Annotated in this window: 16 protein-coding genes; 15 read left to right on the top strand and 1 reads right to left on the bottom strand. The window is 68.3% G+C overall.

From position 1 onward, the window contains the following. Positions 1-90 precede the first annotated feature (90 nt). The 14 genes from OID54_RS04125 (at position 91) to OID54_RS04060 (ending at position 14,306) form a co-directional block, all read left to right on the top strand. On the top strand, positions 91-738 hold the full coding sequence (locus OID54_RS04125; protein ID WP_329014022.1) for a class I SAM-dependent methyltransferase: 648 nt from the start codon (positions 91-93) through the stop codon (positions 736-738). 38 nt (positions 739-776) lie between these two features. Continuing rightward, entirely contained in the window at positions 777-1,739 is a 963-nt protein-coding gene (locus OID54_RS04120) for a hypothetical protein (protein WP_329014019.1), read from the top strand. A 185-nt stretch (positions 1,740-1,924) separates the two neighbouring features. After that, positions 1,925-2,830, top strand: a complete 906-nt coding sequence (locus tag OID54_RS04115) for a MerR family transcriptional regulator (RefSeq protein ID WP_329014016.1) — start codon at positions 1,925-1,927, stop codon at positions 2,828-2,830. Between the two features lie 79 nt (positions 2,831-2,909). Then, positions 2,910-4,334, top strand: coding sequence for an IS701 family transposase (locus OID54_RS04110; RefSeq protein WP_329014014.1), 1,425 nt, complete (start codon positions 2,910-2,912; stop codon positions 4,332-4,334). A gap of 793 nt (positions 4,335-5,127) precedes the next feature. After that, positions 5,128-6,585 (top strand): 4-hydroxyphenylacetate 3-hydroxylase family protein, encoded by a 1,458-nt coding sequence (locus OID54_RS04105; RefSeq protein WP_329014010.1) that lies wholly within the window; start codon positions 5,128-5,130, stop codon positions 6,583-6,585. 31 nt (positions 6,586-6,616) lie between these two features. Further along, positions 6,617-7,645 carry an amidohydrolase family protein gene (locus OID54_RS04100; RefSeq protein ID WP_329014007.1) on the top strand — a complete coding sequence of 343 codons (1,029 nt, stop codon included), beginning with the start codon at positions 6,617-6,619 and terminating at the stop codon, positions 7,643-7,645. Between the two features lie 10 nt (positions 7,646-7,655). Further along, positions 7,656-8,675, top strand: a complete 1,020-nt coding sequence (locus OID54_RS04095; RefSeq protein WP_329014004.1) for a hypothetical protein — start codon at positions 7,656-7,658, stop codon at positions 8,673-8,675. After that, positions 8,668-9,363 carry an RraA family protein gene (locus OID54_RS04090; RefSeq protein WP_329014000.1) on the top strand — a complete coding sequence of 232 codons (696 nt, stop codon included), beginning with the start codon at positions 8,668-8,670 and terminating at the stop codon, positions 9,361-9,363. Before OID54_RS04095 ends, OID54_RS04090 begins: the two co-directional genes overlap by 8 nt. Next, positions 9,360-10,019, top strand: a complete 660-nt coding sequence (locus tag OID54_RS04085) for an RraA family protein (protein WP_329013997.1) — start codon at positions 9,360-9,362, stop codon at positions 10,017-10,019. The genes OID54_RS04090 and OID54_RS04085 overlap by 4 nt, the downstream gene beginning before the upstream one ends. Then, positions 10,016-10,642, top strand: coding sequence for a 4-carboxy-4-hydroxy-2-oxoadipate aldolase/oxaloacetate decarboxylase (locus OID54_RS04080; protein WP_329013994.1), 627 nt, complete (start codon positions 10,016-10,018; stop codon positions 10,640-10,642). The genes OID54_RS04085 and OID54_RS04080 overlap by 4 nt, the downstream gene beginning before the upstream one ends. After that, positions 10,639-11,598, top strand: coding sequence for a flavin reductase (locus OID54_RS04075; RefSeq protein ID WP_329013992.1), 960 nt, complete (start codon positions 10,639-10,641; stop codon positions 11,596-11,598). The genes OID54_RS04080 and OID54_RS04075 overlap by 4 nt, the downstream gene beginning before the upstream one ends. A 46-nt stretch (positions 11,599-11,644) precedes the next feature. Next, the gene (locus OID54_RS04070; protein ID WP_329013989.1) at positions 11,645-12,757 is read left to right on the top strand and encodes a cupin domain-containing protein; all 1,113 of its coding nucleotides are present in this window, start codon (positions 11,645-11,647) and stop codon (positions 12,755-12,757) included. Then, positions 12,754-13,581, top strand: coding sequence for a fumarylacetoacetate hydrolase family protein (locus OID54_RS04065; protein ID WP_329013985.1), 828 nt, complete (start codon positions 12,754-12,756; stop codon positions 13,579-13,581). Before OID54_RS04070 ends, OID54_RS04065 begins: the two co-directional genes overlap by 4 nt. Continuing rightward, positions 13,578-14,306, top strand: coding sequence for a maleylpyruvate isomerase family mycothiol-dependent enzyme (locus OID54_RS04060; protein WP_329013983.1), 729 nt, complete (start codon positions 13,578-13,580; stop codon positions 14,304-14,306). The genes OID54_RS04065 and OID54_RS04060 overlap by 4 nt, the downstream gene beginning before the upstream one ends. Positions 14,307-14,444: 138 nt before the next feature. Here the strand turns inward: OID54_RS04060 and OID54_RS04055 are convergent, their stop codons facing one another. Continuing rightward, on the bottom strand, positions 14,445-15,629 hold the full coding sequence (locus tag OID54_RS04055) for a PucR family transcriptional regulator (protein ID WP_329013980.1): 1,185 nt from the start codon (positions 15,627-15,629) through the stop codon (positions 14,445-14,447). Between the two features lie 147 nt (positions 15,630-15,776). On the opposite strand from OID54_RS04055, the gene OID54_RS04050 reads away from it, so the two are divergent. After that, positions 15,777-17,237, top strand: coding sequence for an aldehyde dehydrogenase family protein (locus OID54_RS04050; RefSeq protein ID WP_329013977.1), 1,461 nt, complete (start codon positions 15,777-15,779; stop codon positions 17,235-17,237). Positions 17,238-17,260 lie beyond the last annotated feature (23 nt).

Genomic DNA, 17,260 nt, shown 5'->3' with positions numbered 1-17,260 from the left:
CGGATTGCGCCCGGGCCGGTCGAGACAGCAGCCAGAACAGTCCGTGAGATTTCGAGGTTTCGAGGTTCCGCGTCCAACTACCGTGGTGCCATGACACTGCTGTCTCAACTCCACCGTTTCCATCAGAGGCATCCGTGGAGTCACAACGATCACTACGGCCCATGGACCGCCGACTGTGTGGCCGCGTCCGGGGCCCGCAGCGTCCTCGACGTCGGATGCGGTACGGGGAATCTCGCCGCACTGCTCCGTAACCGCGGCGCCACCGTCACCGGGCTCGAACGCGACGCTGCGACCGCCCGCGCCGCAGCGGAACGCTTCGTCGACGACCCTGCGGTCACCATCGTCCAAGCCAACTTCGCAGACCGCGAGCGGCAGCGACGCTGGGACGCCATCACCCTCGTCGCTGTCTTGCACCACCTACCGCTGGTGCCCACTCTGCGGGAACTGCGCGGCTGTCTCACCCCTGGCGGGCGCCTCGTGGTCGTCGGCTGCTACCGGGAAGACGGACCCGCCGACCGGGTCGCCAATCTGCCGGCCGCACTCGCGAACCCGATCATGGCATTGGTCAAGCACCCGGGCCGCGCCGCTGAGCTGCCCCCGCACATGACAGCACCCACCACCGACCCGCAGGAGACCCTTGGCGACATCCGGTCTGCGGCCACCCAGGAGCTGCCCGGCGCCCGGATACGCCGTCGCCTGTTCTGGCGATACACCCTGGTCTATGACGCCCCTGCCTGACTGCCCGCTGGCCTCGGCTGGAGGCTAGCCTGCTGAACATGGCCCCATCTGCCCACCCCCTGAAAATCATCACGCGGCTCGTTGACGGAAGCATCTGCGCCTACGACCTGGCTGCCGATGTCCGGGGTGTGCTGTCGCCCGCCATGATCTGTCGGCCGTCCACCGCCGACGACGTCGTCGACCATGCAGTTCACGCTGATCTCCAGCGCGTCTACTACACGACCCTGAACGCGATTGTGTGCGTGACAGCTGACGGTGCGGAGGTCTGGCGGTCGGAGTTCACGCCGCAGTCAGACCAGAAGTTCGGTAGCCATCCCAGCTGCGTGCTCTCGGTGGACGGAAGTGTGGCCTGGGTCTATCGGCCCGACGCCCTGTCCGGCCGCAACCGCCCCGATCAGTGGGTCGCCCTGGACGCCGCGACCGGATCGGTCATTGCGCGGACGAACCTGGACACCCTCGGGCACGGCGGTCCGCAACTGGTACACCCCGCGGGCGATCAGATGTTCCTCAATGTGGGAGAAGGCCAGGACGGCTCGGTCATCTACCGCGCGTCGCTGAGCGGGGACCGGATGGATCTCATCTGCTATCCCTGGATCGACCGGTGCCTCATCGACCTGTCGCCCGACGGACGCCAGTTCATGACCGTCGATCACCAGCAGGCCGATGTCTCCATCCACGCCCACCCGGACGGCGAAGTGACGTTCACTCTCTCCGTCGACGCCTTCGGACACGAGCCGGAGGAGATCTGCGTCGAATGGAGCGGCGGCTACCTGAACCAGGACACCGTCATCGTCACGCTCGCCGGCGAAACCGAGGACGAAGAGGAGTGGTTCCGCCACTACCGCGTCGATGCGCGCTCCGGCCAGGTCCAAGCTGCGTTCGACTCGCACGGAGAGAATGCCTACGACATCCAGCTCCTTGGAGACGGATCCTGGCTCACCTCCGATCCATCCGGTCACCCGATCCGCTGGACAGACGCAACAGGCGCAACAGGCGCATAGGAGAGCTCGGGGACCAACCTGGTTGAGCCAGGGCAGGTCGCGAGGCGGGTTCACGACGAAGATCCGTACGGAGAAGGGGTGCTTCTCCTGGCGCGGGTGCCGGGCGGCGTGGCTCGGGTTGCACCTTCCGTAGCGGTATGTGGTCCGGTGGACTCACGCCCCGCCCCACTGAGGAGCCCCTGCTCATGTATTCGTCCTTTATCCCGCCGCGCCAGGTCAAGATCGGTGACGCGGCGGCCTTCGTCGGCACCACACCGCGGGCGATCCGTCACTACCACGAGATCGGCCTGCTCCCCGAGCCCGTGCGGGGTGGCGACGGCCGCCGCCGCTACGGCTACGAAGACATGATCCGGTTGCTGTGGATCCGCAGGATGGCCGATGCCGGGATCGCCCTCGACGACATCCGTGACGCCTTCGCCGACACGGCTTCCGCTGGTGCCGACAGCGACGACGGCATTGCGAGCATGCTGGAACGGCTGGACGAAACCCTCGTCGCCCAGGAAGCAGAACTGCGGCGGCAACGGACTGCCGTGCAGCGTATGCGTACCGAGGGCAGCAGGATGGGTCTGCTCTCCGCCTTCGTCACCAGCCGCCTCACGAGCCTGCCCGAGGGCTCACTGCGCCAGGCGGATCTGGACAGCCTGCTGGTCACCGAGCGGATCTTCGGCCCGCTCGGTGCGGCCGTCCAGGCAACCCGTTTCGTCGCCCTGGCCACTCACCCGGATCTGCGTGAAGACTCCGACCGTATCGATGCCTCCGAGGAAGCACTCGATGACACGATCGCCGTCGATGACCCCCGAGTGGCCCGGGTGGCTGCCGAACGGCACGCCTTCGAAATGGCGCTGCAAGCCGTCATCGAGGATTCCGGCCTGGCGGAGAGCGACGACGCACTCTTCGACTCCTGGGACACCTTGCACCCCGCAACCGCTGATGAGAGGGAGAACGAGGCGGGCCGAAGCTCAGGCAGGGGGCAAGAGTCCATGAGCGCCTTCGAAGCCACAGGAAAGATGCCCTACGACTTCTCCCCGGCCCGCCTGCGCTGCATGGAATTCGCCGAAGAACTCGCCGCCCACGAGTCACCCGCTTCCTAGCGGTGGTTTGTTGACTGCGGGTCAGGGTCGTAGTAGGCCGGTAGCAGAGGAACGTCGCCTCGCCACCCGGGAGCTTGTGATGACCCGTCGTGTTCCGTGTCCGCCCGCTCCGGGCCCGCTGGAAGCCTACGCCGCACGCTTCGATGACCTCTTCTCCACCCTGGCACAGCGCCGCGGGTTCCGGGAGTACCTCGCGGGACTGCTGCTGCCGCGGGACCGAAACAAGACCCTGACCTGTCTGGCCGGCACCGAGCCGGTGGCCGGAGCCCAGCACGCTGCGGTGCAGCGGCTGCAGTTCTTTCTGTCCGAGTCGACGTGGGACCACGAGCAGGTCAACGCCCGCCGGGTGGAACTGCTGCTGGCCGATCCCGCGACCGCGCCGCACGCGGGCGGGGTGCTGGTGATCGACGACTCGGGAGACCGCAAGGACGGCAAGGCGACCGCGCACATCGGCCGCCAGTGGCTGGGCCGGCTGGGCAAGACCGACAACGGCATCGTCACCGTGACCACCTGCTGGGCCGACGAGAACCTCTACTACCCGCTCCACGCGGTGCCCTACAGCCCAGCCCACCACTTCCCGACAGGCAAGAAGGACCCGGGTTTCCGCACGAAGCTGCAGATCGCCGTCGAACTCGCCCGCGCCGCCAAGGCGGCCGGAACGGCCTTCCGGGCGGTGGCCGCCGACTGCGCCTACGGTGACCAGGACGGCTTCCGCCGAGAGCTCTCCGCGGCGGGCCTGCCGTTCGTCATGGCCCTCAAGCCGAGCCACGGCAGCTGGGCCTACGGCAAGGACGCCTACACCCCTCTCCAGGCCGCCCGGGCTCTGACCTGGGCAGACCCTGAGCATCCCGGAGACTGGAACCATGTCGAGCGGACCTTCCGCGACGGGCGCACCGAGACCTGGTGGGCCGCTGACGCCACCCTCGGCTTCTGGGGCCCCGATGGAAACGTCCGCCTGGTCGTGGCCACCACCGACCCGGCTACGCTGCCCTCGCAGTCCACCTGGTACCTGGCCACCGACCTGCCCCGCCCTGGCGGCCCACGCGAGGCCGACAGTCCCGAACCCGCCGCTGACCTGCACGAAGTCGTCCGTATCTACGGCATTCGACACTGGATCGAGCAGAGCTACAAGCAGATCAAGGACGAGCCCGGATGGGCCGACTTCCAGGTCCGCTCCGACACCGCCATCCGCCGCCACCAGACCCTGATCGCCTGCGCGTTCTCCTTCTGCTGGGACATCTGGTTCGCCCGACTGCCAGACCGGGAGCCCGCCGTCGTCCCAGCAGTCCCACCGGCCTCCACCCCAGCGGGACCCACTGAGAGGGGGAACGAACAGACCCCACCAGCCCCAACCGGCCAGCTGGCCGCAGGCGATCCGCGCCGTCCGGGCCTGGCTCGACCCCTGGACCACCCTCCAACGATGCTGGCGAGCCTGGACCAACGAGCCGCCACCACCCGAACTCCAAGCACTGATCAACGCCGTCGGCGCAGGCCACCCGCTTGATCTCTACTGCCCGGTTTAACAAACCACCGCTAGGTGTATTGACCCTCAACGTTGTTCACGCGGCTGATGGGCGGGTGTCCGTTGAGTGCGGTGTGGCAGCGGTCTCGGGGGCCGGTGGGGCGGAGCTTGTCGAACCGGGTGCAAGGGCCTGTCATGACCCCGGATGCTGTCACAACACCTGCCGGAACGCGCCCGGTACCGCTGTTGTGTGGAATCGAGTCATGGCGAGGAATCCGTGTCCGGGCCGCTGCCACCGGCGGCCTTGATCTTGACATGGGAAGGGGTCGTTCCTGTGACCCCTGCTCTCGGGTCGCGCGCGACTGAACCGTAGGCGCGGGCGCGGGGGCAGTGCTCGGCGAGCGCGACGAATGCGGGGTGGGCCTCGACCGTCTCCGTGGGGTGGATCGCTGCGCCAGGTGCTTGGAAGCGTCCGCATCCATCGGTCCGCACTCTCGACGAGAGACACTCCCGCCTAACGTCGATTGGCGATGCCGCATCGCGTGGTCGCCTCTGCCTTGGAATCGCAAGTAAGGGAACGTCTACACCTCTCAATCTTAATTGGATCGGCAAGTTTCAGGGCTGCCGATGCCGACATCATCCGGCCGATTTCGATGCGTCCCCACCATCACCTACCTCGACACCGTGTCGGATTCGGTGCCTCCGACTTCCCTCACGACGCTCATACAGCAAGCCGCGGCGCACCCGTAGCGTCCGTTCGTACCAGCCGATCTGCCCCACGAAGGTGGCTTCTCGGCGGGATTCGTCGACTGCACATGAGACATACGCGAGGTACATGATGGATGTGAGCGACGCCAAGGGCGCCATGACCGGCGATGACTTCCGGGCGAGCCTTGACGATGGCCGTGAGGTATGGCTGGGTGGCGAGCGGGTTCGCAATGTCGCGGCACACCCGGAACTGCGCGGCGCGGTCGACGAGATCGCCCGCCTGCTGGACCTGCGCTTGTCGGACCCGGTTGCCCGGGAGACCGCGCTGACCACGTCGGCGGAGTCCGGCAACCTGGTCAGCCGTTCGTACAGCTTGCCGTCGACCCCGGAGGAACTGCGCGCCAAGTTCGCGGCCTCACAGTGGTGGATGGCCGAGAGCCTCGGACAGCACGGCCGTGCCCCCGACTTCATGGCGAACGTCGTCGTCGGCCTGCGCGACTACCACGCGGAGTTGGAGACGAACCGCCCCGGTTTCGGTGCCAATGTGATCAACTACCACCGCTATGCCACCGAGCACGACCTCGTGCTCACGCACGCACTCGGCGATCCGCAGATCGACCGCAGCGCCAGCCCCCTGGACGACCCCGATCTCGCGCTGCGGGTGGTCGAGGAGAACGAGCGGGGCGTTGTCATCCGGGGCGCGAAGCAACTCGCAACCCTGGCACCGTTCGCCCAGGAGGTGCTGGTCTACCTCAACGGTGTCTCCGCCCAGCGCGGTGCCGAAAAGTTCGTCATCTGGTTTGCGCTGCCGATGAACACGCCCGGCTTGAAGACCCTGTGCCGTGAGCCACTCGGCAGCTCTGGTGCAGGACACGCGCACCCCCTCGCGCGGAGGTACGACGAGCAGGACGCCATGCTGTTCTTCGACGACGTCGAGATTCCCTGGGAGCGGGTGTTCCTCCTCGGCGACGGCCTGCTCGCGCTCAAGGGCCTCTCACGGATCAACGCCTGGTCGATGCAGAGCACGCACATTCGGTTCCACGAGCGTCTGCGGACCTTCATCTCCGTGGCAGCCATGGTGGCCGACAGCATCGGGGTCGATGGATTCCGTGGCATCCAGGAGGACTTGGGCGAGCTCATCTCCTATGCGGAGACGCTCCGGCTGGGCATCGCGGGCGCGGAGGCGACGGCGGTACGCACGCCGAGCGGGCTGCTTGCGCCCGCCCCCTCGTACGGCCTCGGCTTCTGGTCCGCGGAGGTGTCGGCGCGGGTCGTGAACATCGTGCGCGGCATCGGGGCGTCCGGACTCATCATGCAGCCTTCCGAGGCCGACCTGGCCAATGCGGAACTGCGCCCCTTCATCGACCGGTACATGCACGGCCGCGGTATGGCCGCCGACCACAAGGCACGCCTGTTCCGGCTGGCCTGGGAGTTGGTCGGGGACGGCTTCGGAGCCCGGCAGGAACTGTACGAGTATCTGCACCGCGGCGACCCGGGCGCGGGCCGCGCCCGGCTGCTGCGCAGCTATGACCGCTCCGAGACCGACGGCCGTATCCGCCGCCTGATCTCCTCGCCGCTCCGCTGAGCACCCCCGACAACCCCGAAGAGGACGACTCATGATCATCGATGTCCACGGGCACCTGAGCGCGCCCGCCGAACTGTACGCCTGGAAGTCGGGACTCCTGTCGCACCGAGGGGCCCATGGACGGGGCGCCCCGCGCATCAGCGACGAACAGCTTCGGGCCGCCCACACCGAACCGCACCCCAGCTTCGGCAATGTGTCGCACATGGATCACATCGACGGCGCCGGCGTCGACGTCCAGCTCATCTCGCCGCGGCCGTACCAGATGATGCACAGCGAGCAGGGCAAGCTCGTCCAGTGGTTCACCGAGGAGACCAACGACCTCATCCACCGTTCCACCGAACTGTTCCCCGGCCGGTTCCTCGGCGTGGCCGGGCTGCCGCAGAGTCCGGAACTCGAACCCGCGCAGTGGGTCGGCGAACTACGGCGCACCGTCACCGAACTCGGTTTCGTCGGGGCCATGCTCAATCCGGACCCGTTCGAGGGCACCGCGACGCCGCCGGCACTCGGTGACCGGTACTGGTATCCCCTCTACGAGGCGCTGTGCGAACTCGACGTTCCGGCGCTGATCCACGCCGCCGGATGTCGGCCACCTGCGCGCGAGCCGTACAGCCTCCACTTCATCCAGGAGGAGACGGTCGCCATCTGGAGCCTGCTCAACTCCTCCGTGCTCCAGGACTTCCCCGAGCTGAAGATCGTGGTCTCCCACGGGGGCGGCGCGATCCCCTATCAGGTGGGCCGGTTCCTGCCCTCCGGTGTCCGCTCCGGGGCGACCCCGTACCTGGAGAAGCTCCGCAAGCTGTACTTCGACACCTGCCTGTACACCCAGGACGCGATCGAACTACTCATCCGCACCGTCGGCGTCGACCGCTGCCTGTTCGGCACGGAGAAGCCCGGAACCGGCTCTCAGATCAACCCGGACAACGGCCGCTGGTTCGACGACATCCATCTGCTGGTGAACGACATCGACTGGCTCACGGACGCCGACCGCACGGCCCTGTTCGAGGGCAATGCCCGCTCGCTGTTCCCCATCGGCGCCGGTGCCACGGCGCGGACGGCATGAGGGGCGCGCCATGGCAACCGTAGTCACCGGGATCGGCTGCTCGCACGGACCTCAGCTCAAGACGCCGCCGGCTGGCTGGTCCGAGCGCGGGATGGCCGACCGACGCAACCAGGCCCTCGAATTCCAGGGACTCATCTACGACTTCGCGTCACTCCAGGCCCGGCGCGAGGATTTCTCGGAGCACTGCACGCCCGAGGCGATGCAGGCGAACTGGGACGCCTCGCAGACGGCGATGGATCGGCTGGGCCGGCACCTGGCCGCCGCCGATGTAGATGTGCTGCTGATCGTCAGCAGTGATCACAAGGAGGTCTACGGCGACGAACTGCTTCCCGCCTTCGCCGTCTACTGGGGCGAGGACGTCGCGCACGTGCCGTTCACCGAGGAGCAACTCGCGGTCATGGCACCGGGGCTGGCCGAGGCCGCGCGTGGCGATGTGCCCGCTGAGACGGTCGTACGGGCGTGTCATCCGGAGCTGGCGCGGTACCTCATCGAGCAGGCGGGTGGGTCCGGCTTCGATGTGGCCGCGTCGCGCTCCCTGCCGTCGGGCCGGTACGCCAACCACGGCATCCCCCACGGGTGGGGCTTCATCTATCAGCGGATACTCGGTGAGGAGTGCTCCATCCCGTTCGTTCCGGTCTTCATCAACACCTTCTACGAACCCAACCCTCCCTCCGCCGAACGTAGTTACCGCTTCGGCCGCGCGCTTGGTCGGGCACTGGCGAACTTTCCCCAGGACCTGCGGGTCGGCGTCGTCGCCTCCGGTGGGTTGTCACACTTCGTCATCGACGAGGAGCTCGACCGACGCTTTCTCACGGCACTGGAATCCGGCGACGAGCAGTATCTGACCTCGATCGACCCGGCTCTCATGCGCTCGGGCACCTCCGAACTGCGCAACTGGATCACGGTGGCCGGTATCGCGGCCGAGACCGGGATGACCGTCACCTCCACCGACTACCGCGCCTGCTACCGCACCGAGGCCGGTACCGGAAATGCCATGGGCTTCGTGACGTGGAGCCGCACCAATGGCTGATTCCCTCGGCGTACCCGATACCGCGCCCGACGCGATCGCGCGCCTGCGAGCTTTGGACGTCTGCGCCGTCTCCGACGCACTCGACATTCTGGGGCTGCCCGGCGCGACCGTGGGGCTCGCCCCGATGTGGCCGTCCCCGAACACCGTCGCGGGACGGGTCCGCACCGTGAAGGCGGGCCCCAGGGCGGCGGCTGGGCCAACCACCCACATCGCCAGCCCTGCCGTCGCCTCTGCACATCCCGATGACGTGATCGTGATCGACAACCACGGGCGCACCGATGTCTCGTGCTGGGGTGGGCTGCTCGCCGAGGCGGCCGTTGCCGCGGGGATCGCGGGGGTTGTCGTCGACGGTGCGTGCCGTGACGTACCCGAATGCGCCGGTCTCGACCTGCCGCTGTTCGCCAAGGCCGCCGTTCCCGTGAGTGCTCGGGGCCGGATCGTCCAGGAGGAGATGGACGTGCCCGTCCAGATCCGCGGCGTCCGGGTCTGCTCCGGAGACCTGGTGGTGGCCGACCGCAACGGTGTGGTGTTCGTCGCGGCCGAGCACGCCCGATCGGTGATCGCCCTCGCCGAACGCATCGCCGCCCGGGAGACCGCGATGGCGATAGCGGTGCGGGCGGGCCGCTCGATCGTCGAGGTCATGCATGACTCCCAGTTCCCTGCCGTCACCGCCGAGGAGACACCGTGACCGACACTCCGCTGGACCCGCGACTCGACGACCTGTCGACTGCGACCCTCTCCGACGCATTGGACCGGCTAGGACTGCCCGGGAGCCTGCACGGGCTTGCGCCGCTCGGACCAGGGCAGCACCTGATCGGACGCGCGTTCACCGTCCGCTACCAACCGGCTGGCAACCCACCCGGGACCGTCGGCGACTATCTCGACGACGTTCCGCCGGGCTCCGTCGTGGTCCTCGACAATCAGGGCCGTACGGACTGCACGGTGTGGGGCGACATCCTCACGGCTGTGGCACACGCGAAGGGAGTGGCCGGCACTGTCATCGATGGCGTCTGCCGCGATGTGCACCGCGCACTCGGCCTCGGCTACCCGATCTACAGCCGAGGACGGTTCATGCGCACCGGCAAGGACCGGGTCGAGGTCGCCGAAGTGGGTGGCCCGGTTGCCGTCGGCGGAGTGCAGATAAGCCCCGGCGACCTGCTGGTCGGCGACCAGGACGGCATCGTCGCGATCCCCTCGACATCTCTCGCCAGCGTCGTCACCCTCGCGATCGAGATAGCCGACCGCGAGGAGAAGATCCTCGCCAGCGCGCTCGCCGGTTCCACCATCGCCGAGGCACGGGCCGCCCACGGCTACCACGAGCTACAGCGCAGAGGAGCGGAATGAGCACGCCCGTCATCACCTACGAAGAGACCGAACTGCTGGCCATGGGCACCGCGACACTGTTCGAGGCCGCCCGCTTCGACTGTGACCTCGACCCCGAACTGCGGCCCAGTTGGCCCGGCGCCCGACTGTGCGGAACCGCATTGCCGGTGCTCGCTGCGGCGGGCGACAACCTGCCGCTGCACTGGGCACTGGAGGAGGCGGCCCCCGGTGATGTGCTGGTCGTCGACGCCGGGGGATCACGCTGTGGCTTCTGGGGCGAGGTGATGTCCGTTGCCGCGCAGGCTCGCGGGGTGCGCGGGCTCGTCATCGACGGGGGCGTACGCGACACCGCGCAACTGGAGCAACTCGCCTTCCCGGCGTTCTCGTCCTCGATCGCGATCCGCGGCACGGGGAAGGCGTGGCGCGGCACCGTCGGTGAGCCGATCACGGTGCGTGGACGCCCCGTACGACGTGGAGATCTCGTCGTCGCCGATCAGGACGGCATCGTCGTCCTGCCGGCCGACCGTGTGGACGAAGTCGTCGCGGCGGCCCGGGACCGAGTCGAGAAGGAGGACGCGTATATGAACAGGCTGCGTTCGGGCGAGCTAACCCTTGATATCTACGCGTTCCGGGAGTTGCGATGACCAGCACCGACCCGCAGGCCGGGTTCAAGCAAGCCGCCGGACACTTCGCATCCGGCGTCACCATCGTCACGACCCGCAACGGCGACCATGTCTACGGCATCACCTGCTCGTCGTTCGTCTCGCTGTCGCTCAACCCGCTGCTGGTGACCGTGTCGGTCAACTCCCACAGCCCCTTCCTCGCGGAGGTACGGGAATCGGGCCGCCTCGCCGTGAGCGTGCTCGCCGATCACCAGCAGGACGTGTCACGGTACTTCTCGACCCGCGGCCGGGGACGGGGCGAGGGCGAGTTCCCGGATCTGTCGACCGAGTCCATGACCACCGGCGCACCGATCGTGAGCGACTGTCTGAGCTGGTTCGACGCGAAGCTGCACGCGGTCCTGCCCGGTGGTGACCATGAGATCCTCATCGGTGAGGTGGTGGCGGCGGGCGGCCGGGACGGAGCACCGCTGCTGTACTGGGACGGGAACTACCGCCAGTTGGACATGGAGCCGTCCGACAACCGCATCGAGCGGTACGCGGACGCGATGTCGGTCCAACTGCACCTGGTCGGCCTTGACAGCACCGGGCTTCTCGACGCGCAGCTTGCCCTCGAACCCGCCGCGGGCGCGCTCGCCGCGGGTGTCCGCTCCGAACCGGGGCTGTCCGCGCTGCGCGACTCGTTGGCCCGCTCGCGCGCACTCATGGACTCACCGGAGGCGTTCACCGAGTCCGCGCTCCAATTCCACAACGCGCTGGGTACGGCGTCGGAGAACCCCGCGATCGCCGCGTCGGTCCAGGCACTCGGGCGCTCCCGGCAGGCCCACTACGCGAACGGCACCACCTGGGAGTCCATGGTCCGCACCATCGAGGCGCACGAGGAGATCTACCGCGCCATCGAGGCGGGCGACGAGGAGCGCGCGCGGGCCCTGGTCACCGAGCACCTCACCACGGTGGGCGCGCGGCTGTGCCGCCAATGAGGCCGTCTGTCCTATCCATCCCGCTCGGAAGTCTGGGAGCACAGAGATGACCACCTCTTCACCCGTGCGCATCAATGCCACTGACGGCCCAGGCCAGCCCGAACGCACTCCACAACTGGAGTCGCTCTACCGGGGCTTCGAATCGGAGTCACTGGTCCCGCTGTGGACAGAGATCGGCGAACTGATGCCCGCCGAGCCGGCTTCCAAAGCCGTGCCGCACCTGTGGCGTTGGAGCGCACTTTTGCCCATGGCCGAGCAGGCCGGCGGGTTGGTCCCAGTGGGGCGTGGTGGTGAGCGGCGCGCGATCGCGCTGGCCAACCCGGGCCTTGGCGGGCGCCCGTTCGTCACACCGACGTTGTGGGCGGCCATCCAGTATCTCAACCCGTGTGAGGATGCGCCCGTCCACCGCCACACCCAGCACGCCTTTCGCTTCGTTGTGGAGGGCGAAGGTGTGTGGACCGTCGTCAACGGCGACCCGGTGGCCATGCGACGCGGCGACTTCCTACCACAGGCCGGCTGGCACTGGCACGGCCACCACAACCGCAGTGACCGGCCGATGGCATGGATCGACGGACTCGACATCCCCTTGCAGTACTTCGCGGACGCGACGTTCTTCGAGTACGGCCCGGACGGCACCGAGGCCGTGGACACCCCGAAACGCTCACGGGCCGAGCGGCTGTGGGGCCACCCCGGGCTGCGTCCACTGACACACCTCGCACCGACGCCGGCCACTCCGCTGCTGGCCTACCGATGGGAGTACACCGACCGTGCTCTGACCGAGCAACTGGCCTTGGAGGCCGAAGGCTGTCCGGCGACCATCGAGCCGGGCCACGCCGCAGTGCGGTACACCAATCCCACCACCGGCCAGGACGTACTGCCCACGATCCGCGCCGAGTTCCACCGCCTCGCCCAGGGCACGGTCACCGCCGCACGCCGGGAGACCGGCTCATCGGTCTTCCAGGTCTTCGACGGCGTGGGCGAGATAGGCGTCGGCCAGCACAACTGGAAGGTCGAACGCGGCGATCTGTTCGTGGTCCCGTCCTGGGTGCCTTTCACCCTGTCGTCCGAGGTGGGTCTTGACCTCTTCCGTTTCAGTGATGCCCCGGTGGTCGAGCGGCTTGGTCTGCTCCGCTCCCGTGAGGAAGGAAACAACGCATGAAACTCGCAACCCTGCGCATGGACGACGGGCTGCACGCGGCTCTCGTGCGGGACGACGGGTACGTCGACCTCGGACCCGGTGATGTCGGCGGCCTGCTGGCGCGCCCCGACTGGCGGGCCTTCGCCGCGGCGGCCGAGGGAGATGCCTTCACCGTCGAGCCCGCCCGACTGGCACCGGTGATCCCCCGGCCCGGCAAGATCGTCTGTGTGGGGCTCAACTACCGCACACACATCACCGAGATGGGCCGGGACCTGCCCGCGTACCCCACCCTGTTCGCCAAGTTCTCCGAGGCCCTCATCGGTCCCTACGACACGCTGGAACTGCCGCCCGAGTCCCCGGCCGTGGACTGGGAGGCCGAGCTCGTCGTGGTCGTCGGAGAGCGGATTCGGCGTGCCGACCGAACTTCCGCCGAGGCCGCGATCGCCGGATACACGGTGATGAACGACGTGTCGATGCGCGACTGGCAATTCCGCACCAAGGAGTGGCTGCAGGGCAAGACCTGGGAGGCCAGCACCCCCCTCGGCCCCTGGCTTGTCACCCCGGAAGAACTGGCACCCGACGCGGGGATCAGCTGCGAGGTGGACGGGGACATCGTCCAGAAGTCCACCATCGCCGATCTGTTGTTCGACGCCGCCGACCTGGTCAGCTACATCTCGACCATGATCACGCTCAATCCGGGGGACCTGATCGCCACCGGCACCACCGGCGGGGTGGGCCATGCCCGCAAGCCCGCACGCTACCTGGAGGACGGCCAGCTGCTCGTCACCGCCATCGAGGGCATCGGCGAGATGCGCAACCCGGTGCGGCGGGGTGCGCCCAGATGACACCCGCGGTGGCGCAGAGCCTGCGCTGGATGGCTGACGGCCATCTGTACTTCCTCGCCCAACTCGCGCACAACAACGACCAACACCTACACGGCCCCAGCCGTCTGCCGGGCTGGTCTGGCAGACACCTGCTCTCCCATCTGGGTCACAACGCGGCGGCGCTCCGTAGGCTCGTCCATTGGGCGATGACCGGTGAGGCCACCCCCATGTACGCGAGCCCACAGGCACGCGTGGAGGAGATCGAAGCGGGGGCCCTCCTGCCGGCCGCGCGACTGCGCGCGTTCGCGGAGAAGGAACAGTGCCGGTTGGCCGACTCCCTGGCACAGCTCACCGACGCCATGTGGCGGGCGCAGGTCGTCACCGCCCAGGGACGCACGATACCGGCGAGTGCCATCCCCTGGCTTCGCGCCCGCGAAGTGTGGGTCCACGCCTGTGACCTCCCCGTAGGCGGCGACTTCGCGAACTTCCCGGGCGACTTCGTGGACGCCCTGCTCCAGGACGCGCTCACTCGTCGGCGCGATGCCCACAACATTGAGGTCGCGGTGCGTCCCACCGACCGTGTCGAGTCCTCGGCCACCGGCGCCCTGATCGGAGAACAGGCGACGGGGAGCAGTGTGTGCGGTCCCACCGCCGACCTGGCCCGCTGGCTCACCGGCCGGGGAGCGTCCCCAGGGCTGGCTACGTCGGACGACGTGCCCCTGCCCGTACTGCCTGCCTGGCTGTGACACCGATCGTGTGGCAGGACCCCGCCCGTCCCGGAAGCCGAAGCCGTGCCCCGGCCGCGGTCACGGGGTCCGATGGTGCGAATGCAGGCAGGACCCCTGTTGCGGTTCCTCTGCCAAGACCCATCGTGGGTGGGGCGGTCAGCGGGCGCCCCGCAGGCCCGCCAACGTCGCGACGCGCAGTGCCGTGTGCAACTCGCGGCGGACGCTGCCGCATCCCAGGTCGACCTGGACGATCTCCCGCACGCGATCCAACCGGTAGTACAGCGTGCTGCGGTGGATCATGAGATCCCGCGCGGTCGCCTGTGCGTCGCAGGCGTTGTCGAGGTAGGACTCCAGTGTGGTGACAAGATCGGGCCCACCCTCGACGGCCAGCAGTTTCTGCAGCGGTGGCGGCAGATCCCGGCGGGTGAGGGAGGCGAGCGGAAGCTGGACCAGAAGTCGGTCGAGACCTAGGTCCGACCACTTGGCGACCGGCCCGTAGGTCGCCTCGTCCAGCCAGGCGGCCCGTGCTGCAACCAACGCTTCCCGGTAGGACTCGACTGCGTCCGCGAGTTCTGCCCGCGGGTCACCGATGCCCGCACGCAGGCGTACGAACCCGCCCGCGCGGAGGTGTTCGGTGATGCGCTCTTGGTTGACCCGGCGTGGAGTGATCGCCACCGCATGCGTGGCCAGGACGGTTCCCGCCACCTTCGAAGGCGACTTGCGCAGTAGCTCTGTCATGCAGTCGTCGAGGGCCATCCGGTCCTCGACGGACGGTTCCCCGCCCGGTTCACCCACGCTGATCACCAGGACCGTGTAACTCTTCGACACACCGGTCATCCGGGCGTCGCTCAGCACCTTGGCGGCCTCGGCACGCGTGTCGGGATCACCGGACAGGACACGGGCCAACTGCTCATGGACACGCTGTAGATCATGCTTGCGGCCGAGCTCGCGCTCGTACAGCAACTCCTTGAGATCGGCGGCTGCCACGTCGAGCGCGTCACGGAACCACGGCGCCTCCTCGCCCGCCCTGTCGGGCGGAATGTAGGCGATGTACCCGACGAGGCGTTCGCCGCGGCGGACGGGGAAGACCACCCGGGCCGGTGCGCCGGTCTTCTCGTCGGGCGGGATCACCACCGCACCATGAGCGCGGTGAGCGCCCGCCCGGTGGATCATCGCCCGCGCCCGTGTGGTGCCGCGGCGGCTCAAAATCACCGTGCGGCGCACATCGTCGACATCGTCGTCGTGGGCGCTGAATGCGACCAGGTTCAGCTCGGCGTCATAGAGGACGAGCGAACGATCAAGCTGCTCTGCCAGGTTTTGGACCACATCGTCAAGGTTCATTGGCCTACCGCCCTTCCGACACGGTGTCGGAAATCTTGAGCGCACCTTAGTACACCCGAGCGAGTTCTATCACCGCCGTCACACATACCTTTTCGGCCAAGACGTCCGGCGAGGACGGTGCGACGCCCCATCCCAAGGGAGACCTACGTGAGCATCCTCGATCCTGTGATCTGGACCGGTCGGCTGTACTCAGCCGGTTGGTGTGAGGGCTCCGGCGCCCCGGCCGCCGTCCTGGAGGCGGCGACCGGCACCCGGCTGGGGACCATCGGCACGGCCTCCGCCCCCGATGTCGAAGCAGCGGGCGCTACGGCTGCCGCCACGCAACCCCGCTGGGCCGCCACCGCGTTCACAGAGCGGGCAGCGGTGATGCACCGCGCCGTCGAGGCTCTGGAGGCGAACCGCGACGACATCGTCGACTTCATGATCCGTGAGACCGGATGCACACGTCCCAAGGCCACCCAGGAGATCGTCAAGGCCGTAGGCGAGATCAACGCCGCCGCCGCACTGGTCGACCAGCCGTACGGTGACCTCCTTCCGCACGAGACCCCGGGCGTGCTGTCCATGGCCCGCCGGGTCCCGGTCGGCGTCGTCGGGGTCATCTCGCCGTGGAACGCCCCGCTCATGCTCGCGATCCGCGCCGTTGCACCCGCGCTGGCACTGGGCAACGCGGTGCTGCTCAAGCCCGCTCCGGAGGCATCGGTCAGTGGCGGTGTGCTGCTCGCCCGGATCTTCGAGGAGGCCGGACTCCCCGTCGGTCTGCTCCACGTGCTGCCGGGAGGCGCCGACACCGGCGAGGCCGTCGTCAGGTCACCCCACACCGCGGTGATCTCGTTCACCGGGTCATCCGCGGCCGGACGCCGGGTCGGCGAGATCGCCGGCGGCATGCTCAAGCGCGTCGTCCTCGAACTCGGTGGCAACAATGCGCACATCGTCCTCGACGACGCCGACCTGGAGCTGGCCGTCAACAACGCGGCTTGGGGCTCGCTCCTGCACCAGGGCCAGATCTGCATGGCGACCGGCCGGCACCTTGTCCACGAGTCGCTCGCCGACGAGTACGTCGAGCGGCTCACCACGTACGTCCAATCGCTCGCCGTCGGCGACCCCACCGACCCCGGGGTGAGGGTGGGACCACTGATCAGCGAGCGGCAGGCGAATCGGGTCCACGAGATCGTCACCGCATCGATCGCAGCCGGCTCGGTGCTGCGCGCCGGCGGCAAGCAGGACGGCCCCTTCTACACCCCGACCGTGCTCGACCGGGTCACCCCCTCGGCCCGCGCGTTCAACGACGAGATCTTCGGTCCGGTGCTCCCGATCACCCGCTTCTCCAGCGACGAGGAGGCGGTCGAGCTTGCCAACGCCACCCGCTACGGGCTGTCGGCGGCGATCCACACCGGCTCCATGGGCCGCGGCCTCGACCTGGCCGCACGCCTGCACACCGGCATGGTGCACATCAACGGCCAGACCATCAACGACGCGCCACATGTGCCGATGGGCGGCACCGGGGACTCCGGCAACGGTGGCCGCTACGGCGGGCACTGGAACCTCGACGAGTTCACCCAGTGGCAGTGGGTCACGGCCCGCAGTACTCCGGGCGCCTACCCCATCTGAATCAGCGCCGTAGCCGCATCTGC

The organism is Streptomyces sp. NBC_00690, from assembly GCF_036226685.1.
Classification (GTDB): Bacteria; Actinomycetota; Actinomycetes; order Streptomycetales; family Streptomycetaceae; genus Streptomyces.
The sequence above is the reverse complement of the archived record's forward strand: the minus strand, read 5'-3'. Positions and strand labels throughout refer to the sequence as shown.